Annotated in this window: 21 protein-coding genes; 18 read left to right on the top strand and 3 right to left on the bottom strand. The window is 41.6% G+C overall.

Features of this window, described 5'->3' with window-relative positions:
* Positions 1-36: 36 nt before the first annotated feature.
* Together BUF13_RS06900 and BUF13_RS06895 are read right to left on the bottom strand one after the other, a co-directional pair.
* Entirely contained in the window at positions 37-1,008 is a 972-nt protein-coding gene (locus BUF13_RS06900; RefSeq protein WP_073571048.1) for a YpdA family putative bacillithiol disulfide reductase, read from the bottom strand.
* 14 nt (positions 1,009-1,022) lie between these two features.
* Positions 1,023-1,781 (bottom strand): NRDE family protein, encoded by a 759-nt coding sequence (locus BUF13_RS06895; protein WP_073571047.1) that lies wholly within the window; start codon positions 1,779-1,781, stop codon positions 1,023-1,025.
* 379 nt (positions 1,782-2,160) lie between these two features.
* Here BUF13_RS06895 and BUF13_RS06890 point away from each other — a divergent pair, with 379 nt between their 5' ends.
* The 15 genes from BUF13_RS06890 to ftsZ all read left to right on the top strand — a co-directional run bounded on the left by BUF13_RS06890 (position 2,161) and on the right by ftsZ (position 20,441).
* On the top strand, positions 2,161-2,535 hold the full coding sequence (locus tag BUF13_RS06890; RefSeq protein ID WP_073571046.1) for a BlaI/MecI/CopY family transcriptional regulator: 375 nt from the start codon (positions 2,161-2,163) through the stop codon (positions 2,533-2,535).
* Complete coding sequence (locus BUF13_RS06885) at positions 2,532-4,619, top strand: M56 family metallopeptidase (RefSeq protein ID WP_073571045.1); 2,088 nt, start codon at positions 2,532-2,534, stop codon at positions 4,617-4,619. Before BUF13_RS06890 ends, BUF13_RS06885 begins: the two co-directional genes overlap by 4 nt.
* A 416-nt stretch (positions 4,620-5,035) precedes the next feature.
* Positions 5,036-5,467 carry a division/cell wall cluster transcriptional repressor MraZ gene (gene mraZ / locus BUF13_RS06880; protein ID WP_073571044.1) on the top strand — a complete coding sequence of 144 codons (432 nt, stop codon included), beginning with the start codon at positions 5,036-5,038 and terminating at the stop codon, positions 5,465-5,467.
* A 4-nt stretch (positions 5,468-5,471) separates the two neighbouring features.
* A complete protein-coding gene (gene rsmH, locus BUF13_RS06875) occupies positions 5,472-6,383 on the top strand; it encodes a 16S rRNA (cytosine(1402)-N(4))-methyltransferase RsmH (protein WP_073571043.1) in 912 nt (303 codons plus the stop codon).
* A complete protein-coding gene (locus BUF13_RS06870) occupies positions 6,380-6,766 on the top strand; it encodes an FtsL-like putative cell division protein (RefSeq protein ID WP_073571042.1) in 387 nt (128 codons plus the stop codon). The genes rsmH and BUF13_RS06870 overlap by 4 nt, the downstream gene beginning before the upstream one ends.
* Positions 6,763-8,874, top strand: a complete 2,112-nt coding sequence (locus BUF13_RS06865) for a penicillin-binding protein (RefSeq protein ID WP_073571041.1) — start codon at positions 6,763-6,765, stop codon at positions 8,872-8,874. The genes BUF13_RS06870 and BUF13_RS06865 overlap by 4 nt, the downstream gene beginning before the upstream one ends.
* A complete protein-coding gene (locus BUF13_RS06860; protein WP_073571040.1) occupies positions 8,874-10,337 on the top strand; it encodes a UDP-N-acetylmuramoyl-L-alanyl-D-glutamate--2,6-diaminopimelate ligase in 1,464 nt (487 codons plus the stop codon). The genes BUF13_RS06865 and BUF13_RS06860 overlap by 1 nt, the downstream gene beginning before the upstream one ends.
* Position 10,338: 1 nt before the next feature.
* Complete coding sequence (gene mraY / locus BUF13_RS06855) at positions 10,339-11,550, top strand: phospho-N-acetylmuramoyl-pentapeptide-transferase (RefSeq protein WP_073571039.1); 1,212 nt, start codon at positions 10,339-10,341, stop codon at positions 11,548-11,550.
* Between the two features lies 1 nt (position 11,551).
* Positions 11,552-12,904: a UDP-N-acetylmuramoyl-L-alanine--D-glutamate ligase gene (gene murD / locus BUF13_RS06850; RefSeq protein WP_073571038.1), complete on the top strand. Its 1,353-nt coding sequence runs from the start codon at positions 11,552-11,554 to the stop codon at positions 12,902-12,904.
* Positions 12,901-14,070, top strand: a complete 1,170-nt coding sequence (locus BUF13_RS06845) for an FtsW/RodA/SpoVE family cell cycle protein (protein ID WP_073571037.1) — start codon at positions 12,901-12,903, stop codon at positions 14,068-14,070. The genes murD and BUF13_RS06845 overlap by 4 nt, the downstream gene beginning before the upstream one ends.
* Positions 14,071-14,093: 23 nt before the next feature.
* Positions 14,094-15,176 carry an undecaprenyldiphospho-muramoylpentapeptide beta-N-acetylglucosaminyltransferase gene (murG, locus tag BUF13_RS06840; protein WP_073571036.1) on the top strand — a complete coding sequence of 361 codons (1,083 nt, stop codon included), beginning with the start codon at positions 14,094-14,096 and terminating at the stop codon, positions 15,174-15,176.
* Positions 15,173-16,579: a UDP-N-acetylmuramate--L-alanine ligase gene (gene murC, locus BUF13_RS06835; protein WP_073571035.1), complete on the top strand. Its 1,407-nt coding sequence runs from the start codon at positions 15,173-15,175 to the stop codon at positions 16,577-16,579. Before murG ends, murC begins: the two co-directional genes overlap by 4 nt.
* On the top strand, positions 16,576-17,334 hold the full coding sequence (locus tag BUF13_RS06830; RefSeq protein ID WP_073571034.1) for a cell division protein FtsQ/DivIB: 759 nt from the start codon (positions 16,576-16,578) through the stop codon (positions 17,332-17,334). Before murC ends, BUF13_RS06830 begins: the two co-directional genes overlap by 4 nt.
* Before the next feature lie 10 nt (positions 17,335-17,344).
* Positions 17,345-18,655 carry a cell division protein FtsA gene (gene ftsA / locus BUF13_RS06825; protein ID WP_073571701.1) on the top strand — a complete coding sequence of 437 codons (1,311 nt, stop codon included), beginning with the start codon at positions 17,345-17,347 and terminating at the stop codon, positions 18,653-18,655.
* A 103-nt stretch (positions 18,656-18,758) separates the two neighbouring features.
* Entirely contained in the window at positions 18,759-20,441 is a 1,683-nt protein-coding gene (ftsZ, locus tag BUF13_RS06820; RefSeq protein WP_073571700.1) for a cell division protein FtsZ, read from the top strand.
* A gap of 3 nt (positions 20,442-20,444) precedes the next feature.
* Here ftsZ and BUF13_RS06815 read toward each other — a convergent pair whose 3' ends face one another.
* Entirely contained in the window at positions 20,445-20,969 is a 525-nt protein-coding gene (locus BUF13_RS06815) for an NADPH-dependent FMN reductase (protein ID WP_073571033.1), read from the bottom strand.
* An 81-nt stretch (positions 20,970-21,050) separates the two neighbouring features.
* Here BUF13_RS06815 and BUF13_RS06810 point away from each other — a divergent pair, with 81 nt between their 5' ends.
* The 3 genes from BUF13_RS06810 (at position 21,051) to BUF13_RS06800 (ending at position 25,438) form a co-directional block, all read left to right on the top strand.
* Entirely contained in the window at positions 21,051-21,872 is an 822-nt protein-coding gene (locus BUF13_RS06810) for a purine-nucleoside phosphorylase (protein WP_073571032.1), read from the top strand.
* Between the two features lie 61 nt (positions 21,873-21,933).
* A complete protein-coding gene (locus tag BUF13_RS06805) occupies positions 21,934-24,351 on the top strand; it encodes a TonB-dependent receptor (protein WP_073571031.1) in 2,418 nt (805 codons plus the stop codon).
* Positions 24,344-25,438 (top strand): DUF4249 family protein, encoded by a 1,095-nt coding sequence (locus tag BUF13_RS06800; RefSeq protein WP_073571030.1) that lies wholly within the window; start codon positions 24,344-24,346, stop codon positions 25,436-25,438. The genes BUF13_RS06805 and BUF13_RS06800 overlap by 8 nt, the downstream gene beginning before the upstream one ends.
* Positions 25,439-25,733: the final 295 nt, after the last annotated feature.

Raw genomic sequence — 25,733 nt, 5'->3', positions numbered from 1 at the left:
AGAATTGCAAAGGTAGCCAATAAAAATGAGTATGCTTTAAGAAAGCTTTTCTTTGATATCTCTCATAATCGAATCAGCATGAACGATGCTGTTTTCAATAAAGAATTCTCTCGTATTTAAGCCTCCGCAAACCACACCTGCCAAATAAACTCCGGGAACATTCGATTCCTGATTGGCTTGATCATAACAAGGTTGACGCTTTTCGTCCAAGCTCAGTTCTACTCCGAGTTGATCCAAAAGGGCGAAATTTGGCTTGTAGCCGGTCATTGCCAAAACCCAGTCATTTTCGATAGTCATATCCCCATCTGGAGTTGAAATGACTACTTCCTTCTCACGGATTTCTTTGATTTTTGAATTCGGGAAAGCTTGGATCGAACCTTCCTTGATTCGATTCATGATATCTGGCCTTACCCAGTATTTGACATTTTCGTCGATTTCATCACCCAGTAGCACCATACTCACTTCCGCTCCTTTTCTCCAAGTTTCCAAAGCTGCATCTACAGCAGAATTTGCTCCACCAACTACCAGTACTTTTTGAGAAATAAATGCCCATGGCTCTTTATAGTAATGCATGACCTTTGGCAATTCTTCGCCGGGTACATTCATTAAGTTTGGCAAATCATAGAAACCAGTGGCAAGGACAATTTTCTTGGTTAAATATTCACCTTTCGTGGTGATGATTTGAAAACCGTTGTCCACCTTATTTAATGTTTGGACCCCTTCATAAAGATTTACTTTCAATTTGAAGTGAAAATAAATGCGGCGGTAATACTCCAAAGCTTCTGTTCTGGTAGGTTTGTTGCCCACAGACATAAAAGGAATGTTGGCCATCTCCAGTCTATCTGAAGTAGAGAAAAAAGTCATATTTACAGGATAATTGTAAATAGAATTGGTCAGAGCTCCCTTTTCCAGAATGAGGTAATCTAAATTATTCTTTTGCGCTTCTACTCCGCAAGCCAATCCAATAGGTCCTCCTCCGATGATGATGACATCATAGATCTTATCCATAGCAATCGTATTTTCTAATAGGTTTGAAACTGAGCGTTTGTGTCTTTAAAATTAGCATAATCCCATTCAAATCGTCTTTCTTTTATGCTGAGCTCTTGATTCTTATTTAAAAGAACAGCCGTGGCCGATACCGTTCCATAATTCCCATTGGATCGAATCAATTGAGCAGAAAGTGCCTTTTCCAGTTCTTTTGGCGCTCCTGTATCAGGAAGCATTTCCAAAGGATAGGTTTGTGTGGACTTAAGGATCTGAAGCAAATCTTCCTCGAGTGGTTCTTTCTCCATTACCTGACGAATCTGACTTTTTGCAAGGTCAATTTTTGGCCACTCTGCATTGATCAAGCCATTGCTTAATCCATGGATTCCTGGTTCGATTTCTTGGATATCTCTTCCATAATTACTGTAATACCAAAGTTCTTCTCCATCCGAAACCAAAAGATTGAAACCTTCATAAAGGGATTTGTCTTTTTGGACTTCAGATAGGTATTTCTTGGGGGAAATAGTGTCTTCAAGGAAGTTTTGAACCAGCTTCCCTCTGCTGATTTGACCATTTCCAATATTTCTGAAATCTCTATAGTTCGTCAAAAGAGACCATCTTCCATTGGGATTGAAACCCATCCAGGTTCCGCCGCTTTTCAGGTCTTTTCCAGCGTAAAAACCCTCTTCCCATAAATGGAGAGCAGAAGTAGGACGATCAAAAAACTCATCCCGATTGGCTGATATGACCAAAGGAAATTGAGAGTCATGTTTCCAGGAAAATGCTACTAAACACATAAAGTGGATAAAGGTTTTAAGAAGAAAAAGGTTCAATATAAGATGGGAGAACTGAGAAATTAGAATCAAGTATCAAGAACCTAGATTTAAGAACCAAGATTAAAGAGCCAAGAGCCAAGAGAAGAGATTGAATTGCCGTCTAGCCTTTAAGCAATCGGGATAACTGTTGGGTACAATTGAAACTTTCAGCATTTGAACCTTGCAACCTTGCCACTTATAACTTTTCAACTCTCTAAAAATTTGATCGATTATATTTTTCATAAGTCTTCTATCTCATAATCTGTCATTTAACACTTTTTAATACGATTTATTTCGTAGATGTTTTGATATTACGATGGTCTTCGTATAACTTTGTACGAAAGATGTCGTATAACCAGCCATGAGCAAACCAACAGAAGCAGAATTAGAGATTTTGTCCTACCTATGGGAAATGGGTGAGGCGAGCGTTCGTCAGGTTCATGAAAAACTTTCAGAAACCAAAGAGACGGGCTATACCACCACTTTGAAAATCATGCAGATCATGTATTCGAAAGGAATGCTAACTCGAGATGAGCAAAGTCGGACTCATATCTACAGACCTGTGGCGAAGAAGAATGATACACAGAAATCTTTGATCAAAAATCTGATGGCTACCGCATTTGGAGGTTCTTCCAAATCCCTGGTGATGCAGGCCTTGGGCCAAGACAATCCATCCAAAGAAGAATTGGATGAAATCCGCGCTTTTTTAGACCAACTTGAAAATAAACAGTCATGAACCTTTTGAATGATTGGATTTCCGAAAACTTGCTTCAGGCACTAGGTTGGACCTTGGTGCATAGCATTTGGCAGCTAGTAATCATTGCTGCATTCCTTTGGCTTAGCCTAAAAATATTTTCCAAAAGGAGCCCCGATTTCAAATACAAAATCGCTTTAGGGGCTTTAGGACTTAGTTTTGTTGCAGCTTCGGCAACATTGATCTATGAGCTCTCTATTTTGCCTAGTAGCTCAGGTGCAGCTGTTGCATTTGAAAATTGGACTCAGCCATTTTTTGTAGAAGGTCCTGCAGAAAGTCAGAGTTTCGTCGAGTCCTTGATCAATTGGATAGAAATTCAGCTTCCATTATTAGTTAATTTTTGGTTTGTAGGAGCGGTTTTATTCCTGTTCCGTCTTTTCAATTCGCTTTCCGAAATCAAAGGCTTGAAAAACACGAGCACTCCTTGTGAGCAAGTTGATTTATTGAAAAAATTGGAAGAGATCAGTTCTCGTTTTGGAATTTCCAAAGCAGTCCAATTAAAGGTTACTCACCATGGACTTTCTCCTGTGACGTTTGGCTTTTTGAAACCCATTATTCTGATTCCAGCAGGTTTGATTTTCCATTTGAGTCCTGCGCAATTGGAGGCAATTATCGCCCACGAACTAGCGCATGTGAAGAGAAATGACTATTTGATCAATCTTATTCAGTCTTCTTTGGAGGTGGTTTTCTTCTACCATCCTTGCTTCTGGTGGATCAATCAGACAGTGAAAGAATTAAGAGAAAATGCAGCTGATGATTTGGCTGTTTCCACTGGAATCGCACCAAAAGTATTGGCTTATAGCTTGGCCGAAGTTCTGAATTTTGCACAGCAAAATCCACCAGAATTAGCTTTAGCAGCTGGTAAAAAGCGAAATCCGACTTTAAATCGAATTAAAAGAATCATGGGCATGCCAGCCCAGACTTATCCACAAAACCCTATTATTTCAATACCCATGCTACTAACACTCATATTCAGTGCCGGCTTGATAGCCAGTGCTCAACAAGATGCCCCAACTTTAGATGAAGCCTTTGCTTTAGATGTTACTTTGGAAAACCCTGATTTGGGTTATCTGGATCCTGTTAAAAAGAAAGCAGCAATCGTTTCTATCACCCAAACTGACACTGTAAAGAAAGAAAAAAAGGTGATTCACGTAGAAGGTGAAGAGCCTATGATCTGGTCCACAGAAGATGGAGATACCTATGTAATCAAAGGTGGAGAGAAAGGAAAGTATGAATACAGAATCAAAGGAGATACCTTGATTTCAGGGAAAGACACTGTGATTTTGAAAGGAAATTCAGCTTTCTTTTTCAAGAATGGTCCTGATTTTAATTTCAGCACCATGCCTACTCTTGAATTGGCAGAAGCGCCTGAAATGGAGTTTTTTATGGAGGCTCCAGAAATGGAGTTCGAGATGGCTCCAATGCCTGAAATGAATTTTGAAATGGCCCCAGTTCCAACTGTGGAATTTGAGATGGCTCCAATGCCTCCAATAGAATTTGAAGGAATGGATGGTTTCTGGGAGTTTGAGGATATGGACTGGAGCGAATTCCACCAAGACACTGTCGGAATGACAAAAGCTGAGAAGGAAAAGTGGAAGAAAGATATGAAGTTAAGAGCTGCTGAAATTGAGAGAAAAGCAGAGGAATGGAAAAGAAACTTTGAGCCAAAAATGAAAGAGTTTGAGGCAAAAATGAAGGCTTGGGAAAAGGAGAATGAGCCTAGAATGAAGGAATTCGAAGCCAAGATGAAAGCTTGGGAAAAAGCTAACGAGCCTAAGATGAAGGAGTTTGAGGAAAAGATGAAGGCCTGGGAGAAGGAAAATGAGCCTCGAATGAAAGAGTGGGAGGCAAAAATGAAATCTTGGCAAGAGGCTCAAGAACCTAAGATGAAGGAGTTTGAAGCTAAAATGAAAGCATGGCAAGAGTCTCAGCAGCCAAAAATCGAAGAGTTCCAGAGAAAAATGGAGGTTTGGCAAAAAGAAAATGCTGAGAAATTAGATGAGTTCAGAAAGAAAGTAGAAGCTGAATTCAAGAAAAATCAGAATGAAAATACTAACGATAATTAATTGTGTGTTGATGCCTTCAAAAAAGCTCCGGCCTGTGGTCGGAGCTTTTTTGTTGTAGAAAAATCAAATTCATAGATGTGAATGGGAAATCAATTTTGTTGATTTTGAAAAATCACGGGAAATCGCCCCACTTTTTTGGAAAAATAGAAATTGGAATTATTTGAATTTGATTTTCAATTTCTAAAATCCCTTCAAATTCGCTGAAAACGCATTTTTTGAGTAAATGAGAATACTTTTCTAACCCCCTGACTTTCAGCAAAAAAATCTTGTAAAAAATAAATCAAATATTGGCTTCGTTGATTCTTTTAGCTACTTTTAAGACAAAGTGGGAAAAAGTGGGGGAAAGTGGTAGAATGTGCAAAGCATTTTATTACTTTTGTCTTTACTAGAAACTCGTCAAAAAGCGCGTCAAGGAAATGTTCAACAGTCAGTACGAATGTAAGCTGGATCCAAAGGGTCGTCTGGTGCTGCCGTCTAAAATCAAGTCGGCGATTCCGGAGGCTAATGGCACTACGCTCATGCTCCGCATGGCCGAAGACAAATGTCTTGCGCTTTATCCAATGGTCGAGTTCAAAAAGCTGGAGAATCAGATCAAGGCTTTGTCCATCAATAATCCCGAGCAGAGAAAATTGCAGAGGGCATTTTTCATCACAAGTGTGGATGTGGAACTGGACAATTCCGGAAGACTTTTGATTCCCAAGCTTTATCAAACATATGCCGGGCTGGAAAAGGAAGTGGTAGTAGTGGGAATGGGAAGTCGAATCGAAATCTGGAATCCGGAAAATTATCTGAATAATATCATCGATCCGGCGGACATGTCCAGCCTAATGGAAAAGTATCTCTCCTAAAGCTATGACAGAGTCTGTTTACCATATCCCAGTGATGCTTGCCCAATGCACTGACGGCTTGGCTATTGACCCAAACGGTACATACGTCGATGTGACCTTTGGTGGCGGTGGCCATTCCAAAGAAATCCTGAAGCATTTGGATAAAGGCCATTTGTATGGCTTTGATCAAGATCAGGATGCTGAGGCAAATATCCCAGAGAACCCAAACTTCACTTTTGTGGCGGCGAATTTCAGGGATATCAAAAAATACCTTCGCCTATACGGGGTGAAAAAAGTAGATGGGATTCTCGCCGATTTGGGGATTTCTTCCCATCAGATTGATGAGCCGACCCGTGGTTTTTCTACCAGGTTCAGCGGAGATCTGGATATGAGGATGAATCAAACAGCTGAGATTTCGGCCAAAGAAGTGCTGAATACTTACGAGGAAGTAAAGCTTCATAAGATTTTCGGAATCTACGGAGAAGTGAAAAATGCAAAGACATTGGCTCAGGCAATTGTCTCTGAAAGATCCTCTAAGCCTTTTTCTACAACAGAAGGGTTTACGGCTTTTTTGAAAAAGTACGCTCCTCGTGGTAAGGAGTTTAAATATTTCGCTCAGGTCTTTCAGGCCTTGAGAATTGAAGTGAATGATGAAATGGCTGCGCTAGAGGAAATGCTTTTAGGCGCTGTGGAATTGTTGAAGCCTGAGGGCCGATTGGTAGTGATGAGCTATCACAGCTTGGAGGATCGCTTGGTGAAAAACCTGATCCAAAAAGGAAAATTCCAAGGGGAGTTGGAAAAGGATTTTTACGGAAATCCTATTCGTCCGTTGGAGCCGGTGAGTCGTGGTGCGATTGTGGCAGATGCAGAAGAGATCGCGGCAAACCCAAGAGCGAGAAGTGCAAAGTTGAGGGTGGCAAAGAAAGTAGGGAAATGAGTCAGAATACATTTAAGAAAAAACTGAAGTCTGGAAATAAGCCCAAAAGTACCGGGCCTAGAAAGACTATTTTTTCTTGGATAGAGGAAAAGCTCGATATCACCAAAGTATTGGGGGAAGGCGTGCCTGTGCAGCTTGTTCCGCCGGTTGGTTTTATCGTGTTACTCGCACTTATATATATATGGAGTAATCACCGGGCCGAAAATATGGTCCGGAAAATAGAAAAGGCCCAGCAGGAAGTAGAAGACCTAAGGGCAGATGTGACAACGTTGGAGGCTGAGTACATGCTTAGCTCCATGCAGTCTGAATTGGCAAAAAAAGTAGCAAATCAGGGAATCATTGAATTGAATGAGCCTCCCATCAAAATAGAAGTAGACGAGTGAATATCAAGCGTTCCATAGTGCTAAGAGTAAGGATAGTTTTTATCCTGATTGCGCTTGCGACAGCAGCGATACCGCTTCGTATTGCCAAAATCCAATTCGAAGAAGGGGATAAATGGCGCGCTAAAGCTGAAACTGTCAATTTCCAGTATCGTGAAGTTCCTGCTACGCGCGGGAATATCTATGCGGGAGATGGTAGTTTGTTGGCTACCAGCTTGCCTTTCTACCGAGTGGCGATGGACCCTATGATTGCCAAGTCCGAAAAGTATAATGCAGGGATTGATTCTTTGGCTCGTTTGCTTTCTGGCTTTTACAAAGACAAATCTGCTACTGCCTACAAAAGAATGATTACTGATGCTAGACGAGATAGCAAGCGGTATTTGGTGTTGAATAGAAAGCAGATCGGATATCAGGACATGCAACAGATGTCCAATTGGCCAATTTTCAGAGATGGCCGTTTGGGTGGAGGTGTTTTGTTTGAAAAAGTTGAAAAGCGCTATAGACCTTTCAATTCTTTGGCTAGCCGAACTGTCGGTTTTTTGAATGAAAACGAATACGGAGCTGGAATCGAGTACAGTTTCAATGAATATCTGCAAGGACAGGATGGAAAAGCTTTGTTTCAAAGATTGGCCGGGGGAAGCTGGAAACCTGTTTTTGATGCTGAGGATGTAAAGCCTGAGGATGGCTATGATGTGGTGACCACTTTGGATGTCAATATTCAGGATGTAGCTGAAACTGCTTTGCTTCATCAGTTGGAAAAGCGAGAAGCTGCATTTGGATCAGTAATCGTGATGGAAGTGAAAACTGGTGAGATTAAGGCGATTGCCAATTTGCAGAGAAATAAGAATGGTCGTGGATATGGTGAAAACTACAATTTCGCAATCGGTGACCAAGGAAATACAGAACCTGGATCTACTTTCAAATTGCTCTCCATGTTGGCGCTTTTGGAAGAGAACAAGGTCAGTTTGGAGCAAAAGGTTGAGACGGGAACTGGATCTCACAAGTTCTATGACAGAACGATGACCGATGCCAAGCGTGGTGGTTATGGAACGCTTACTGTTCGTGAGGCTTTTGAAAAATCTTCGAATGTCGCCATTTCCAAATTGGTGGATGAAAATTTTGGTTCTAGCCCTTCCAAATTCATGGCTTATGTGGAAAAAGTCGGATTGAATGAACCTCTCGGTTTCCAATTAGCAGGTGAAGGAAAGCCTTATTTCAAAAAGCCTGGAACCAAGGAGTGGTACGGTACCTCTCTTCCATGGATTTCTATTGGTTATGAAATCAAATTGAACCCACTTCATACCCTAGCGCTCTACAATGCTGTCGCAAATGATGGAGAGATGGTAAAACCATACATCGTCAAAGCGATTGTAAAAGGAAAGTCAATAGAAGAGGAATTTGATACTGAAGTTGTCAGAAAGAGAATTGCTTCCGAAAAGACCATTAAAAACCTTCAGGAATTGCTGGTTGGAGTAGTGGATAATGGGACTGCAAGAAATATTGCAGATGCTGATTACAAAATAGCAGGTAAAACCGGAACAGCTCAGAAGCTGATCGATGGTCGGTATACACAAAAGTACTACACTAGTTTTGCTGGATATTTTCCTGCGGACAGACCGAAGTATTCCATGATTGTAGTGATCGATAATCCAAATGGATATGCGGCCTATGGAGGAGATGTTTCTGCCCCAGTTTTCAAAGAAATTGCTGATCGCATCTACGCTTTGGATTTGGAATTGAATCCTACAAGTGAGGGACAGATTCTTAGAGCCGACGCTTCAAAGGAAAAAGTACCTTATGTAAAAGCTGGTAAGGCCGAAGAAATCCATCAGATTTTGGAGGAGTTGGGAGTGAAAGCAAATCCAACTCAGGCAGAAGAGTGGGTTAAAACCCTTGCCACTGAGGATAAGATTGTGTGGAAAGAAAATAACATGGATACCCCAATTGTTCCGGATGTTTCAGGTCTCCCGCTCAGGGATGCTTTGTTCATTTTGGAGAATAAAGGAATCAAAGTGAATTACCGTGGAAAGGGTTTGGTTAAGCAGCAGTCAATTAATCCTGGAACCAAGCTTTCTTCCAATACAACTACTATAAATCTCGTGCTAGGTTGATGAAAGTGCTGAAGGACATATTGTATAAAGTATCATTGGTTTCGACCTCTGGCGACATGGAAGTTGATGTGAAGAATATCGTCTTCGACAGTCGCAAAGTGGAGGAAGGTTCTGCATTTGTGGCCATTGCAGGTACGCAAGTGAACGGACATGACTACATCGATGCAGCTTTGGAAAAAGGAGCGGCTGCCATAGTCTGTGAGGATCTTCCCGAAAACTTGAAAGAAGGTATAACCTGGGTTCAGGTTGGAGATTCTGCGAAAGCATTGGGGATTATGGCTTCCAATTATTATGGAAATCCTTCTGATGAAATCCAAGTTGTAGCAATCACAGGTACCAATGGGAAGACAACGACCGCGACTCTTTTGCATCAGTTGTTCATTGCAATGGGCTATAGCACGGGCTTGCTTTCTACGGTTGAGAATAAAATCAATGAGGAAGTAATTCCTGCTACACATACCACTCCTGATGCTGTAAGTGTTCAGGCTTTGCTTCGCAAAATGGTGGATGTAGGATGTACTCATTGTTTTATGGAGGCTAGTTCTCATGCGATTGTGCAGGAAAGAATTGCTGGGTTGAAGCTTGCTGGAGCGGTTTTTACCAATATTTCCCATGATCATCTTGACTATCACAAGACTTTTGATGAATACATCAAGGCTAAGAAAAAGCTATTTGATGATCTGCCAAAAGATGCTTTTGCGCTAGTCAATTCTGATGACAAAAGAGGGATGGTGATGCTTCAAAACTGCAAAGCCAACCATCAGACATTTGCATTAAAGTCTCCGGCTGATTTCAAAGCGAAAATCATTTCCAATACGCTAGAAGGATTGGAGCTGGATATTAATGGCAAGCTGGTTTGGTTCCGATTGATCGGAGCTTTCAATGCCTACAATCTTTTGGGAGTACTGGGGACAGCGATTCTTTTGGGAGAAGATGAAGAAGAGGTGTTGACGACACTTTCTAGTATTCGAGGAGCAAAAGGAAGATTTGATAGGATTTCTATTGGTGGAATTACTGCCATCGTGGATTATGCCCATACCCCTGATGCCTTGGATAATGTTTTGAAAACGATAAACGGAGTGAGAACCGGCGGGGAGCAATTGATTACTGTTGTGGGTTGCGGCGGAAATAGAGATAAAACCAAACGTCCTATCATGGCCAAAATGGCTGTGCAGGAAAGTGATAAAGCGATTTTGACTTCTGACAATCCTCGATTTGAGGATCCGGAGGAGATTTTAAAAGATATGCAAGCCGGTGTTGGGCCGACTGAGCGAAGAAAGACTTTGACAATTGTAGATCGAAAAGAGGCTATTCGAACTGCCTGCATGCTTTCCCAGCCGGGAGATATCATTCTAGTGGCAGGAAAAGGACATGAAGATTACCAAGAAATCAAAGGAGTAAAGCATCATTTCGATGATGCTGAAGTAGTAACCGAGTTTTTAACTGAATTGAACCAAAGCTAAAATGTTGTACCCCATTTTTGACTACTTAGACGGAGTGTTGGATATCCCAGGTGCTGGGGTGTTCAGATACATTTCGTTCCGAGCTGGGATGGCTGCGGTTCTATCCTTGATCATCACCATAACTTTCGGGCACAAAATCATCGCTTGGATCAGAAACAAGCAGATTGGTGAGACAGTCCGTGATTTGGGTTTGGAGGGCCAAAGCCAAAAGAAGGGAACTCCTACCATGGGTGGATTGATGATCATAGCTGCGATTTTGATTCCTACTCTTCTTTTCGGAGATCTAGATAATATCTATATCATCCTTCTGTTGGTGTCTACAGTTTGGTTGGGCGGAATAGGATTCCTGGATGATTACATAAAGGTTTTCAAAAAGAATAAAGAAGGACTAGCTGGTCGATTTAAGATCATTGGTCAGATCGGTATCGGTGTAATCGTTGGGGCAACACTTTATTTTCATGAAGATGTGGTGATTCGTGAGTTTCAAAATCCTGTTTCTATCGAGGAAGGTGTAATTGAAACTCCTGCTTACCAAGATGTGAAAATTGCTAAGACTACCATTCCTTTTGTCAAAAATAATGAGCTGAACTATGAAACTATCCTAGGTTTTATGGGTGAAGCTATGACTCCCGTTCTATACATTTTGGTGGTGATTTTTATTATCACTGCTGTATCGAATGGTGCAAATATAACGGATGGGATAGATGGTTTGGCAGCAGGGACATCGGCTATTATAGGCTTGACAATTGCGATTTTTGCCTATTTGAGTGGTAATGCGATTTTCTCCCAATACCTCAACATCATGTACATCCCAGGTTCTGGTGAGTTGGTGATTTTTGCTGCAGCATTTATCGGAGCTTGTATCGGTTTCTTGTGGTACAATGCTTACCCAGCCCAAGTTTTCATGGGAGACACAGGGTCTTTGATGTTGGGTGGAGTGATTGCTGTATTGGCCTTGACACTCCGCAAAGAATTATTGATCCCGATCATGTGTGGGGTTTTCGTAATCGAAAATGTCAGTGTGATTCTCCAAGTCAGCTATTTCAAATACACAAAGAAAAAATATGGAGAGGGCAGACGGATTTTCCTGATGTCACCTTTACATCATCATTATCAGAAAAAGAATATCCCGGAAGCCAAAATCGTGACAAGATTTTGGATTGTGGGGATTCTATTGGCAGTCATGACCCTTGCAACCTTGAAGTTGAGATAAAATGAAGCGCGTAGCCATCATAGGAGCCGGAGAGAGTGGATTGGGAGCAGCATTGCTCGCAAAAAAGGAAGGCTATGCTGTTTTTGTAACGGATGCAGGAGTTATTTCTGAATCCAGAAAGGTGCGTTTGCAAGCTGAGGGGATAGATTTTGAGGAGGGAAAGCATACAGAAGAAAAGGTGCTTCATTCTGATTTGATTATCAAGAGCCCAGGTATTCCCGAGAAGGCTTCTTTGATACAAAAAGCAATTCAGGAAGGAATTGCTGTGATCGATGAGTTGGAATTTGCATCCAGATTCTCCAAGGGAAAAGTGATAGCGATTACCGGAACCAACGGGAAAACCACCACCACTTTGCTGACTTATCACTTGATGAAAGAAGCAGGATTGGATGTGGGTTTGGCAGGAAATGTTGGTCAAAGCTGGGCTGCACAATTAGTCGATCAAGATCATAATTGGTGGGTCTTGGAGTGTAGCAGCTTCCAGATTGATGGAATGATTTCTTTCCGACCAACCATTGGAATGCTGACCAATATTACTCCAGATCATTTGGATCGCTATGACTACCAAGTTGAAAAGTACATGCTATCCAAATTGAGCTTGTTCAAAAACCAGCTCAAGGATGATTTCGCAGTGTATTACAAGGAAGATCCTATCAGTTTGAAAGGATTCGATTCGGTCAAATTAAAAGCTCAGATGCTCCCGGTTTCCTTGGAAGGTCCATCGGAAAATGGAGCTTTTTTGGAAGGAGAAACTTTGATGGTTCAAGTGAATGGAAAGAAAGTTTCTATTCCTGAATCGGCTTTGCCTTTGAAAGGAAAGCATAATGTGCTGAATACGCTTTTCGCAAGCACCGCAGCTGTTTTGGCTGGAGTGAATGAAGGTCAGCTTTTGGAAGGGTTGAAAACTTTCAAAAATGCTCCTCATAGAATGGAACCTGTTGGCGAAATCAATGGAGTAAACTTCATCAATGACAGTAAAGGTACCAATGTAGAAGCTACTTATTATGCTTTGGGCAGTTTCCAGAATCCATTGATTTGGATCGCTGGTGGAGTAGATAAAGGAAATGATTATTCAGTGCTTTTGCCAGAGACCAATGGAAAGGTTAAGGCATTGATCTGTTTGGGAAAAGACAATGAGAAGCTGAAAAAAGCTTTCTCAGGATCTATTTCCGAAATCCGAGAAACCCAAAAGATTGCTGAGGCAGTTCGGTGGGGATTGGATATGGGAGAGGCAGGTGATACGGTTTTGTTATCGCCAGCTTGTGCAAGTTTTGACTTGTTCAAAAATTATGAGGACCGCGGAAATCAGTTTCGATCCGCAGTACAGGGATTAAAATTAGAAGTAAGCGCATGAGTCAGTTTAAAACATGGATAGATGAGCATTTCAAGGGTGACCCGATTATTTGGGGCATCGTGATCTTGCTTTCTCTTTTCAGTATCCTGGTGGTGTATTCCGCGACCGGCTCATTGGCCTATAAATATGCTGGAGGCAATACTGAATTGTATTTGTTCAGACATGCGTCTTTGGTGTTTGTATCGCTTTTCGTGATGTGGCTGGCACATAAAGTTCCGTATAAAAACTATGCGCTTTATGCTCGTTTGGCTATGTATATCAGCATGCCATTGTTGTTGGTGACCTACCTATTTGGCTCCAATATCAATGAGGCCAATCGTTGGTTGACTATTCCTGTGATCAATCAGGCATTCCAGCCTTCTGATTTGGCAAAGCTTGCATTGATCGCTGCTTTGGCAGCCATGCTTGCCAGACGCCAAAACAACATCAAGGATTTCAAAAGCACCTTCCTGCCAATCATTATCGCAATCGGGATCATCAGCTTGTTGATCGCTTTGGCGAATATGTCCACGGCAATTTTGTTGCTTTCTACCTGCTTGCTGATCATGTTCATCGGTCGAGTTCCAATGAAATATTTGGTGATCGTAGTCATGGTTGGTGTTTTGGGATTGACCTCCGCGGTATTCTTGGGACAAAGAGGTGGGACTTTCAGATCCAGAATAGAATCCTTTATGGATAAGGACGAGATCCCTTTCCAAGCCGAGCAATCTTACATCGCTATTGCAACAGGTGGTGTAACCGGAAAAGGTCCTGGAAATTCTGAACAAAGAAATTCATTGCCTCACCCATACTCAGATTTCATCTATGCGATCATCATTGAGGAATATGGAATGGTTGGAGGAGTGACAGTTCTATTTCTCTATTTGGCTTTGCTCTATCGGGGAATGAGAATCGTCGCCAATTCGAATAAAGCATTTGGAGGATTACTTTCCGCAGGGCTCAGCTTTGCTTTGGTGATCCAAGCCTTAGTCAATATGGCAGTAGCTGTAGGACTAGGTCCAATCACGGGTTTGCCTTTGCCTCTTTTGAGTATGGGAGGAACTTCCTTGGTATTCACAGGAATCTCATTGGGGATTATTCTCAGTGTGAGTAGAGGTGATCACCAGGACGAAATACAAACTGGTTCGGCCATGAACCGACCAAAACTTAAACCTGCATTATCATAGGACAGCAATCTACATATCGCATTTTGATCAGTGGTGGTGGAACCGGAGGACATATCTATCCGGCGATTGCTATTGCCAATGCCTGGAAGGAAAAACATCCTGAAAGTGAGGTGCTATTTGTGGGGGCCTTAGGCAAAATGGAAATGCAAAAAGTTCCAGAAGCTGGATACCAGATTGTGGGTTTGCCGGTAGCAGGACTTCAGCGAAAGTTGACTTTCGCCAACCTGAGTTTTCCAATTAAGCTGATGAAAAGCTTGTCTCAGGCTTCAGATATCGTCAAGGACTTCAAACCCAATGTGGTAGTTGGAGTAGGGGGCTATGCAAGTGGACCTGTGCTCTATGCAGCCCAAGGAAAGAAAATACCAACTCTCGTACAGGAACAAAATTCCTATGCGGGATTGACTAATAAAATCCTGGCTAAAAGAGCTAAGAAAATATGCGTTGCCTATCCGGATATGAATCAATTCTTCCCAGAAGAAAGAATAGCTTATACCGGAAATCCAGTAAGAAAGGACATTCTTCACCTAGATGGAAAAAGGGAGAAAGCCATTGAACATTTTGGTCTGGATCCAGAGCGCAAAACTGTTTTGGTTTTGGGTGGCTCTTTGGGAGCTAGAACCCTTAATCAAGGCATGCTGAGGGATATGAAAGAGTTTGATAGAGATGGTTATCAGGTGCTATGGCAGTCTGGAAAGTTCTACTTCAAGGACATGCTGGAAGCTACTGAGAAGGCTTCTTTGAAGCATATCCATTTGAGAGAGTTCATTAAGGAAATGGATTTGGCATATGCGGCAGCTGACATCATTATCTCCAGAGCGGGGGCTTTGTCAGTCTCGGAGCTTTCATTGGTCGGGAAGCCGGTGATTTTCATTCCATCACCAAATGTGGCCGAAGATCATCAGACTAAAAACGCCATGGCTTATGTAGTTCATGATGCTGCGGTTTTGTTGAAAGACAAAGAGGCTGTTGGGCATTTAAAAGAAAAAACAGACGAGATTCTTTCCAACCCAGAATTGATAGAAAGTCTCGGTAAGAATATTAAAAAGTTGGCAAAGCCTCTAGCGGCCGAAGCCATAGTAAATGAAATAGAGCACCTGATTGCATGAGTTTCAAAGGTAAAAATAGCGTGTATTTCCTCGGAATTGGCGGCATAGGCATGAGTGCCTTAGCCAGATGGTTCCACCATGAAGGATTTGCTGTGGCTGGATATGATAAGACTCCTTCGCCTTTGACTGATGAGCTCATCAATGAAGGAATTCAAATCAGCTTTCAGGATGATTTGGAGACGGTTCCATCCCAATACAAGGAAGAGGCTTCCAAAGTATTGATCGTATGGACACCTGCTATTCCTAAGAATTCTGTATTGCTCAACTTTTTCGAATCAAACGGATTCGAAATGAAAAAGAGATCTGAAGTATTGGGTGTCTTAACCTCTTCTCACCACAGCATTGCCGTGGCAGGAACGCATGGGAAAACGACCACTTCTTCCATGGTAGCCCATTTGTTTAAGTCGGCTGGTAAGCCAGTGACGGCCTTCTTGGGAGGGATCACTCAGAACTATCAAAGCAATTTGATTCTGAATACTCAAAAGGGCGAGCCCGTGGTAGTGGTTGAGGCAGATGAATTTGATCGCTCATTCCTAAGACTTCATCCAAATGAGGCGATTGTGACTAGTGCAGACCCTGATCATTTGGACATCTACGGAACTGAGGATTCTATTTTGGATGGGTTCAGAGAGTTCATTGCCCTTTTGGATAAAAAGGGGAAACTCTACATCCAAAGCAATGCTGCTTACCGCCTTGGAAACAAGAGTTTGCCTCTGGAGAAAACCAGATTCTATGGATTGAGATCTGATGGTATTAAAGCTGAAAATATCCAAGCAAGACCTGGATCCTTCCAATTCGACTATGTCGATGGAGACAAGGAGATCAAAGGTTTGGAATTGTTTATTCCTGGCTTCCACAATGTGGAAAATGCTTTAGCTGCTATTGCTGTTTGCTTGGATCATCAATTCACTGAAAATGAAATCCGTGAAGGAGTCAGATCCTTCAAAGGAGTGAAAAGAAGATTTGAGATCCATGTCAACGAAGGCAACTTGGTTTATATCGATGATTATGCTCATCACCCTGAAGAAATCAGGGCTTGTTTGAGCTCGGTGATAGCAATGTTCCCAGGTAAGAAATTGACGGTGGTTTTTCAGCCCCACTTGTTTACCCGAACTCGTGATTTTGCTGAAGGATTCTCGGAAAGCCTATCTCTTGCAGACGAAGTGGTGCTTTTGGATATCTATCCAGCTAGAGAGTTGCCTATCGAAGGAGTGAGCTCAGAAATTCTTTTGGGTGAAATCCAGTCAGGAAAGAAAGGTGTGGTTTCCAAGGAAAATGTCATGGTCTATCTCGAAGAAAATCAACCTGAGGTCCTGGTGACATTAGGGGCAGGAGACATTGATCGATTGGTACCTGGGATTGCAAAATGGACTCGTTCACGCTTAAACCCAACTGAGGTATGAAGAAGGCGAATCTGAAAAAGACATTGGCTTTTCTAGTCCTCTGCTTGGTGCTGGTTGGATTTATTGGTTTTGTGGAAAAGCAAAGCAATTACAAGACCTACCAGGGAACTGAGGTTTTTATTAGTGGAGTGTCTGGTTTGTACTTCGTGGAAGACAAGGAGATCAGAAAGATATTGGAAACATCTTTTCCCGATCTGAAAGCAGGATTGGTGCTGGAAGAAGTGCCCTTGAAGGAAATTGAAAATAGAATTGGAGGCCATCCATTTGTCAAGTCTGTGGAGGCGACAATTGGCCAAAAAGGAATCTTGAATTTGAGTATTTCTCAACATCAACCAATTGCCAGAATCGCTAGGCCTTTAGCTGCAGATGGATATATCACCACTGAAGGGAAAGTGATTCCAACTTCTCAATCATACACCAGTAGGGTGTTGATTTTGGAAGGAAAGCAAGCTGAAAAGCTAATGGAAAAAGGGGATGTGATGGAGGAAATGCCTGAGTTGATGGATCTGATTGAGTACATCACTGAGGATGAGTTTTGGAAAGCTCAGATTACAGAATTAGAGGTGAACTCACCCAATGATATCAGAATGTATCAGCAGGTGGGGAAACAAATAATAGAGTTTGGAAATGCGATGGACTTGGAAGACAAGTTTGATCGAATCCAGATTTTTTACAAAGAGATATTACCCCGCAAAGGATGGGATGCCTACAGTAGGGTGAGCGTGAAATTTAAGGATCAAATTGTTTGTGAATAATAGCTTGGATATGGAAAACGAAAAATTAATCGTCGGACTGGACATTGGAACCACGAAGATTTGTGCGATCGTCGGTCGCAAAAATGAATACGGAAAACTCGAAGTACTCGGGATGGGCAAAGCTGTCTCTGACGGAGTGGACCGTGGTGTGGTGACCAATATTGACAAAACTGTGCACGCTATTCAGAAAGCTGTGGATGATGCTTCTGAAATGGCGGATGTGGAAATCGGAGAGGTGATTGTCGGTATTGCTGGCCAGCATATCCAAAGCAAAATCCAAAGCGGAAGCATTATGCGTTCTCCAACTGATGATGAGATCACTGTAGAGGATGTGAGAAGACTTTCCTCAGAAATGGAAAATATTTTGGTTCCTCCGGGGAACAGAATCATTCACGTGATGCCTCAGGATTACACCGTTGATTACGAAGGTGGAATCAAAGATCCTGTTGGGATGTCAGGAACAAGACTTGAAGCGGATTTCCATATCATCACCGCACAAACTACCGCGATCAATAACATCAATAGATGTGTCAGAAGAGCAGATTTGACTTCCAAGCAGTTGATTCTGGAGCCTTTGGCAAGTTCGCTTTCAGTTTTGAGTGATGAGGAAAAAGAAGCCGGAGTTTGTCTGGTAGATATCGGGGGAGGTACCACAGATATTGCCATTTTCTATGAAAACATCATCCGTCATACTGCTGTGATTCCTTTGGGAGGAAATATCATCACCAAGGATATCAAAGAAGGATGTATGGTGATGCAAAACCAAGCTGAATTGTTGAAAACCAGATTTGGAAAAGCGATCGCTGAGGAGGCAAATCCAAATGAAATCGTGTCGATTCCTGGTTTGAGAAATAGACCACCAAAAGAAATCTCTATCAGAAATCTTGCTTCAATTATTCAAGCAAGAATGGAAGAGATCATTGAGATTGTTCAGAACGAAATCATGCAAAGCGGTCATTACAAGAAATTAGCAGGAGGTATAGTGATAACCGGTGGTGGTTCTCAGCTTCAGTTTATTTCCCAGCTTTTCGAATACATGACTGGATTGGATACTCGTATCGGATATCCCAATGAGCACTTGGGCAAGTCTGTGATCGAAGAAGTGAAAAGCCCAATGTATGCCACCTCAGTTGGGTTGGTATTGGCAGGCTTCAAAGCTTTGGACGACAGAGAGGACAATTACAATAGCCGTGTGGCAAATGCAATTCCACAGGCTAGAGCTATTAAGAAAGATTTTAACGCAAAAGATATTTTCCGAAACATCGGTGACAAGCTGAAAAGCATAATTCACGATGACATCGGAGACGACGGAAATTACTAGGGCTTATGATTGGGGGAGATATAAGATGCTGTCTTCTATTTCCCTGATTTTCCCTTTTTAACAATGAAACACAATTCACCAATTAATAAATATGTCAGATAACATGAAAGATTACAGATTCGACCTACCGAAGAATCAAAAGTCAATTATCAAGGTAATTGGCGTAGGTGGTGGCGGCTCAAATGCCGTAAACCACATGTTTAGCCAAGGAATCAAGGATGTAGAGTTCGTGGTAGTAAATACGGATGCTCAAGCCTTGAAATCCAGTCCTGTTCCTCTTCGTTTGCAATTGGGTGCCAACCTTACCGAAGGTTTGGGTGCTGGTGCAAATCCTGAGCAAGGAAAAAATGCCGCAATCGAGTCTCAAGATGAGATTCGTGAATTGTTGGCAGACAATACCAAAATGGTATTTATTACTGCTGGTATGGGTGGTGGTACCGGTACTGGTGCTGCTCCTGTCATTGCAAAAATCGCCAAGGAATTGAATATCCTTACCGTGGGTATCGTGACTGCTCCATTTATGTTTGAGGGCAGAAAGAAAATGTCAGTTGCTCAGGCAGGTATCGAGTCATTGAGAGAAAGCTGCGATACAGTGTTGGTAATTTTGAATGACAAGTTGAGAGAAATCTATGGCAACTTGGCGATTAGAACTGCTTTTGGTAAAGCTGATGATATTTTGACTACAGCAGCTAAATCTATCGCTGAGATCATCACGATCCACCAAGATGTAAACGTGGATTTTGAAGATGTGAAAACAGTCATGAAAGATGCCGGAGCTGCAGTGATGGGATCTTCTACTGAAGAAGGCGAAGGTCGTGCGATACGTGCTGCTGGCGCTGCTATTTCTTCTCCGCTTTTGAACAATGTAGATATCAAAGGAGCTCAGAAAATCCTTCTTTCCATCATGTCTGGTGAGGATGAGGAATTGTCTATGGACGAATTGAGTGAAATCACTGAGTACATCCAGGAGAAAGCTGGTGATAATGCTGAGGTCATCTTCGGTCAAGGTATTGATCAAGAATTGGGTAAAGCAATCCGCGTAACCGTAATTGCTACGGGGTTCGAGATGGATAAATTGGCTGGTTCTGCTCAGTCTGAGCAAGCAACTGCACAACCCGTTTCTGCACCCATTCCCGCTCCAGTACAAGCTGTAAAGCCTGAGCCGACTCCAGCACCAGAAGTTGAAGAAGTGAAAACAGTGATCAACTTGGATTCAGGAAAATCTGAGAAAGTAAAAGAAGAGCCGATTAGTAACGGGACAACATTCGTTTTTAATACTCCAAAAGCCCCGATTCAATCAGCTCCTTCTGCTCCAGAGCCTGTTCAAGAACCAGCTCCTGCTCCACGTGCTGAGCAGCCAAAGCAAAACTCTTTCACTTTTGATTTTGGAAAATCCGAAGAGAGAAAGCCTGAAGTGAAGCCAGTTCAGCAGGAAAAAATCGTTCATGATTTGTATGAGGAAGAGCCTGAAGAAGTAAAGATTCCAGAAGCTAAAGTTGAAGCTGAACCTGCAAAGCCGGTTTATGCCAATGATTACTACGAGCAAATGAAGCAGAAAGCAATTCAAAGAGCTCATGAGAGATTTGAAAAGCTTAAAGGAAACCGTTCGTTCAATCCGACTCCAGAAGAGTTGAAAGAAAAGATGGAAGTTCCTGCTTACTTGAGAAAAAATGTGACTTTGAATGAGCCTGAGCATAGCTCAGAAAACAACATCAGCAAGTTCAATGTCTCTGATGATAACGAGATCCTAGGTAACAATAGGTTCTTGCATGACAATGTGGACTAAGTCCTAAAAGTCAAGCAACATCTCAGCCTGGGAATGCAGAAGTTCCAAATACAACCTGTTGGTGAGCAGGTTATCTGACATATTCTGCTCTATTTTGGCCAGTTTAGGCTTTAGAGCAAGGACATGCATCCCTAGGTAATGGAATATATCGGTGAGGTGGCTCAAAGCGATGCCACCTCCGCCGATTCCAGAAGAAAGGCCGACTAATGCGGCTTTTTTGTTTTTAAAGGTGTTGGGATAATTCATCCCATCGATAAAAGTTTTCAAGATTCCGGGGAAAGAACCATTGTATTCAGGGACGATGAAAACGAACTTTTTACCTTCTTCAAGACGGTCATGAAAAGCATTGTAAGCGTCATTTTTTCCATTGTTTTCATACAAAGCTGTATCGATAAAATCAGCAGGTAAATCCTCTAATTCCAAAATTTCAGATTCTGCTCCTTTTGATTTTAAGACTTCCTGATAGAGTTCTGCAATGGTTTTGGAAACTGAATTTTTACGATTTGTACCGACTATGATCTTGATCATTTCTTTTGATTTGAAAGCTATGCTGAATTAGAGTTCTTTGAAAGGGCAATATTAATATCTTTGCTTCAAATCACTTTTCCTATGAATTATCAATCTCAAATCGCTGAAGCAGCTCAATTTCTTAAGAACCTTTATCCTGATAATCCTCAGAATTTAATAATTCTAGGTACTGGTTTGGGGAAATTAGGTGATCAGATCGATGTGGAATTGGAAGTTGATTATTCTGAAATACCCCATTTTCCTATTTCGACAGTAGAAAGCCATTCTGGTAAATTAATTTTTGGAACTCTGGCTGGGAAAAAAGTGGTAGCCATGAGAGGTAGATTTCATTACTACGAGGGCTACAGCATGAAGCAGGTAACATTTCCTGTTCGTGTGATGAAGGCATTGGGGGTGAAAAGGCTATTTGTGTCCAATGCTTCGGGTGGATTGAATCCAGCACAAGAAGTAGGAGACGTGATGATTATTGCAGATCATATTGATTTGTTTCCAGAAAATCCATTGAGAGGGCACAATCCAGAGGAGTTCGGACCAAGATTCCCAGATATGAGTGAGGCTTATTCAAAAAAACTGATAGAAAAGGCTTTAAAAATCGGAGAAAAATTGGGAGTAAAACTTCATACGGGTGTCTATGCCGGTGTGCAAGGTCCAAATTTGGAAACACCTGCTGAATACAAATATTTGAGAACAATCGGAGCTGATGCAGTGGGAATGAGTACAGTTCCTGAGGTAATCGTTGCAAATCAAACAGGCTTGGAAGTTTTTGGGATTTCTGCCATTACAGATTTGGGAGTGGAGGGAAAAATCAAAAGAATTACAATTCAGGAAGTATTGGCTGCTGCTGCTGTGGCTGAACCCATCATGGCTAATGTCATGAAAGAATTGATTGCTTCTTTGGATTAAGAAATGATCTTTTAATTCAATTTTAGAATGGTTTAGTCAATTTGATGTATTTTAAGCATCAATGAATAAACCCACTATCCTATTTTTTATTTGTTGGCTTAGCCTGGTGAATTTTTCTTTTTCCCAGGTAGATTCATTGATTTTCGAATTTGGAAAAAAGGAAGCAGTTCATCCCGAAAATTATGTTTTGACGGGGAAGGTCTTAGATGCCGAATCAAAGCAAGGAATTGAAGGTGTAGGACTCCATGTGGATGGATTTTACTCTGGAGTCAATACGGATAAGTACGGGACATACTTTATCAATATTCAGCCTGGAGTTCACAAAGTTACTTTTCGCCATTCTTCCCGAATTCCGGTTTTTACAGAAGTAATTCTATTTGATAATGGAGTCGTTGACATTAGCATGAAGGAGAAAAGTTTTGAATTGGAAGGTGTAGTAGTGATGTCTGATCAGCCAGATCGGAATGTCAGAAACCCTATCACCGGATTGACAAAACTCACAGCTCAAGAGCTTAAAGCAATTCCGGCATTTCTTGGAGAAGCCGATATTTTCAAAGGACTCCAATTGTTACCAGGTGTAAGTACAGTCGGAGAGGGAACATCCGGAATCAATGTCCGTGGTGCCAAAACAGATCAAAATCTATTGATGATGAATGAGGCAATAGTCTTGAGTTCCAACCATGCCTTGGGTTTTCTTTCTGCTTTCAATACTGATGTAACTGAGACTTTCAGTCTGTATAAAGGGAATCTTCCGGCGAACTTTGGGGGGAGAGCAGGGTCAGCCTTGAATATTTTAATGCGACCCGGAGACATGAGTGATTGGAAAGGAGCGGCTGGAGTCGGTACTTCGAATGCAAAGCTTCTTATTGAAGGGCCATTGAAAAAAGAAAAGCTCAGTTTGATTTTCGGAGGCAGAATTTCCAATACCAATTGGCTTTTGAAACAAGCTAGGGACTACGATCTTCAAAACTCTAAATTGAACTTTCATGACGCCTATTTGGGATTGAATTGGAATCTCGCTCAGGGGCATAGTCTAGAATTCAACACCTTGCTGACGGGAGATTATTTCAAATTCTCCAATGAGTTTGGCTACGATTGGTCTAATCGGGTCAGTTCTTTGAGATACAAAGGAATAATAGGAGAAAAATGGTCCGTATCTGCCTTGATAGCAGATGGAGATTTTGACAATGCCTTTTTTGATCCTGAAGGCTTGGATGCCGCAAGAGTGGACAATGGGATGAGATACCAACAGGCGAAGCTAAGTGCTACTTGGGCAAATGAAGCTGTTTCGATCACATCTGGAATGGAAATGGTGAATTATAAAGGGCAGCCGGAAATTCTCAGTCCATATAATTCGGAATCGAATATCAATTCAGAGAAAATAGAAAAGGAAAGAGGATTGGAAGCGGCTGTTTTCAGCAGTTTGGAGTTGGATATTTCTAAAAACACAGGATTAGTAGCGGGGCTGAGGTACTCTACCTACAATCATCTAGGGCCTGATACTGTATTTCAATATCAAGCTTCTGCTCCGATCTTGGAAGAAAATATCATCGGAGAAACCGTATATGAAAAGGGTTCAATCCAAGCTTATTCTGGTTTCGAACCCAGATTGGCAATTCGCCAAAATTTAACTGCAAATGCTTCTTTGAAGCTTAGCTACGCCCGACTCTATCAATATATCCAGTCGATCAGCAATACTTTTGGCCCGACTCCAATTGATCTTTGGCAATTGAGCACACCTTACATTCAGCCACAGAAATCTGATAATTTTTCAATGGGATTCTTTCGGAATTCAAAGGATAACAAATGGGAGTTCTCTATCGATGGCTTTTATCGAAAAGTGCAAAATCAGGTTGAATACAGAGATTTTGCTCAGGTTTTCTTAAACCAGCATATGGAAACGGAATTGGTTTTTGGGCAAGGAAAAACCTATGGCGCTGAGTTTTTGATCAAAAAGAATCTAGGTGTGATCACTGGCTGGTTGGCCTACACTTATTCCAGATCATTTTTCAGAAGTCTGGGAGAATATGAGGAAACTCAAATCAATCGAGGAGAATGGTACCCGAGTAATTACGATAAACCACACGAGGTGAATTTTATCCTCAGCCGAAAAATGTATCCTCGGGGATTATTCAATTTGAGTGTCAACTATTCAACAGGCCGGCCAGTCAATGCTGTCAATGCCAATTACATCATCAATGGACTGGTGATCCCAGAATATAGCGACAGAAATCAGTATCGAATCCCGGATTATTTTAGGGTGGATGTTTCCTATACGCTTGAAAAGGTCTTTTCCAAAAAGGGAGATAGTCTGAATCTCTCCATTTATAACCTTCTTGGAAAGCGAAATGCCTATTCTGTATTTTGGCAAAAGGATGGAGATACCAGTCAGTTGAGACCCTATAGACTTTCAATTTTGGGAGCCGTATTTCCTTCAATTTCATACAGTATTCAATTTGGAGGAGGTGCAGATGAATAAGTTGAAATTCCTTTTTTCACTTGTTTTGTTGCTGCTATCATTCAATTCCTGTGTGGATCAGATTACTTTTCCCCTGGATAAAGGAGTTGCCAAACTGGTAGTCTCTGGACAAATAAGCAATCTGGATGAGGATCAATATGTTTTCATTTCTGAAACTACCTCTGAGGATCGGGAGCCTCTTTACACCGGTCAATATTATGTGTTAAACGATCTACCCAGACCTGTGACTTCAGCTATGGTTTACTTGGTAAATGACCGTGAGGAGAAAGTTCTTTTGAATATGTCCGAAGACGGGAAATACACGCTGGATCGTTCTTACAAATTGGAGGATGGAGTTTATTACCATATAGAAATTCTAGTAAGTGGCAATGAATATCGAACTGATCCTCAAAAAATGCCTGACGCTGTTGGTGAAGATGAATTGACCTATGAGTTTCAAAGAGGGGAATTCAAAGGATCACCTGAAATAGCTTTTATATCAATTTATTCAGAAACTAAATTGCCTGAGACTGATGATTCCTATTACTTAAGATGGGATGTGGATGAGGCCTATTATTGGGATCTGACTTTTTTTCCTAACCCATTTAATAATCCTCCCCCAGATTGCTATGTTTTTGGATTCCCTGATCCTGAAAGAATTACTCTTTTCAACGGTGAAAATGTCGATTCTGAGCAGGAAAGCAGTGTTCAGTTGGTGGCAGAAAGAAAGGTAGATGAGTCCTTTTTGAGTAGGCATTATTTCAATGTTCGACAGGTTAGTACTTCCAAGGATTCTTATGAGTATTGGAGAAAAGTCCGTGAATTGGTGAATAATTCAGGTTCAGTATTTGACTCTCCACCAGCTCCAATCAAAGGCAATATTTACAATGCTCAATCTCCCGATGAGGTGGTTTTAGGCTATTTTGAAATTGCTAGGGTTTCCCAGAGTAGGATTTACACCGTTCCAGGTGATGTCTCTTTTGTGGTTGAGGCAGTTTGTACCTATGATCCCGCAAGGCCAATTGACGATTATCCGAAAACATGCCTCCGCTGTAGTGAATTTCCTTCGAGTACAAATAATACTCCTCATTGGTGGTTTGACCAGTAAATCCTCAAATTTTGATTTATTACTATTCCCGATACAAGTGATTTAGTATGCTTGCTGTTGACAAATGGTAGCTCCGTCACCAAAGCTTAGAAAGACCACACCTATCACTGATTGAATCCGTATCAAAGTCATGTGGATTAAAGCCAAGAACCTAACTGTTATCAGTACTTCACCACTATAAAACCAATTTAATAGTGGTTTTATAGTGGTGAAATATTGGTTTTGGATTGGTCATGCTATGGTTTTAACATGTCTACTTTAAAAATTCACTTTATTTCTGGTATAAATTATCTAA

The organism is Algoriphagus zhangzhouensis (assembly GCF_900148515.1).
Taxonomy (GTDB): Bacteria; Bacteroidota; Bacteroidia; order Cytophagales; family Cyclobacteriaceae; genus Algoriphagus; species Algoriphagus zhangzhouensis.
Note: the sequence above shows the minus strand (reverse complement) of the source record. Positions and strands in the feature narration are given on the sequence as shown.

What these genes read in the sequence shown, in the direction of transcription:
- BUF13_RS06815 (WP_073571033.1), bottom strand. Translation starts at nt 20,969, where the DNA reads ATGATCAAGATCATAGTCGGTACAAATCGTAAAAATTCAGTTTCCAAA.
- BUF13_RS06805 (WP_073571031.1), top strand. Translation starts at nt 21,934, where the DNA reads ATGAATAAACCCACTATCCTATTTTTTATTTGTTGGCTTAGCCTGGTG.
- BUF13_RS06860 (WP_073571040.1), top strand. Translation starts at nt 8,874, where the DNA reads ATGAAAGTGCTGAAGGACATATTGTATAAAGTATCATTGGTTTCGACC.
- murC (WP_073571035.1), top strand. Translation starts at nt 15,173, where the DNA reads ATGAGTTTCAAAGGTAAAAATAGCGTGTATTTCCTCGGAATTGGCGGC.
- ftsZ (WP_073571700.1), top strand. Translation starts at nt 18,759, where the DNA reads ATGAAAGATTACAGATTCGACCTACCGAAGAATCAAAAGTCAATTATC.
- mraZ (WP_073571044.1), top strand. Translation starts at nt 5,036, where the DNA reads ATGTTCAACAGTCAGTACGAATGTAAGCTGGATCCAAAGGGTCGTCTG.
- BUF13_RS06870 (WP_073571042.1), top strand. Translation starts at nt 6,380, where the DNA reads ATGAGTCAGAATACATTTAAGAAAAAACTGAAGTCTGGAAATAAGCCC.
- BUF13_RS06810 (WP_073571032.1), top strand. Translation starts at nt 21,051, where the DNA reads ATGAATTATCAATCTCAAATCGCTGAAGCAGCTCAATTTCTTAAGAAC.
- BUF13_RS06845 (WP_073571037.1), top strand. Translation starts at nt 12,901, where the DNA reads ATGAGTCAGTTTAAAACATGGATAGATGAGCATTTCAAGGGTGACCCG.
- BUF13_RS06895 (WP_073571047.1), bottom strand. Translation starts at nt 1,781, where the DNA reads ATGTGTTTAGTAGCATTTTCCTGGAAACATGACTCTCAATTTCCTTTG.
- rsmH (WP_073571043.1), top strand. Translation starts at nt 5,472, where the DNA reads ATGACAGAGTCTGTTTACCATATCCCAGTGATGCTTGCCCAATGCACT.
- murD (WP_073571038.1), top strand. Translation starts at nt 11,552, where the DNA reads ATGAAGCGCGTAGCCATCATAGGAGCCGGAGAGAGTGGATTGGGAGCA.
- BUF13_RS06885 (WP_073571045.1), top strand. Translation starts at nt 2,532, where the DNA reads ATGAACCTTTTGAATGATTGGATTTCCGAAAACTTGCTTCAGGCACTA.
- BUF13_RS06800 (WP_073571030.1), top strand. Translation starts at nt 24,344, where the DNA reads ATGAATAAGTTGAAATTCCTTTTTTCACTTGTTTTGTTGCTGCTATCA.
- BUF13_RS06900 (WP_073571048.1), bottom strand. Translation starts at nt 1,008, where the DNA reads ATGGATAAGATCTATGATGTCATCATCATCGGAGGAGGACCTATTGGA.
- BUF13_RS06830 (WP_073571034.1), top strand. Translation starts at nt 16,576, where the DNA reads ATGAAGAAGGCGAATCTGAAAAAGACATTGGCTTTTCTAGTCCTCTGC.
- BUF13_RS06890 (WP_073571046.1), top strand. Translation starts at nt 2,161, where the DNA reads ATGAGCAAACCAACAGAAGCAGAATTAGAGATTTTGTCCTACCTATGG.
- mraY (WP_073571039.1), top strand. Translation starts at nt 10,339, where the DNA reads ATGTTGTACCCCATTTTTGACTACTTAGACGGAGTGTTGGATATCCCA.
- ftsA (WP_073571701.1), top strand. Translation starts at nt 17,345, where the DNA reads ATGGAAAACGAAAAATTAATCGTCGGACTGGACATTGGAACCACGAAG.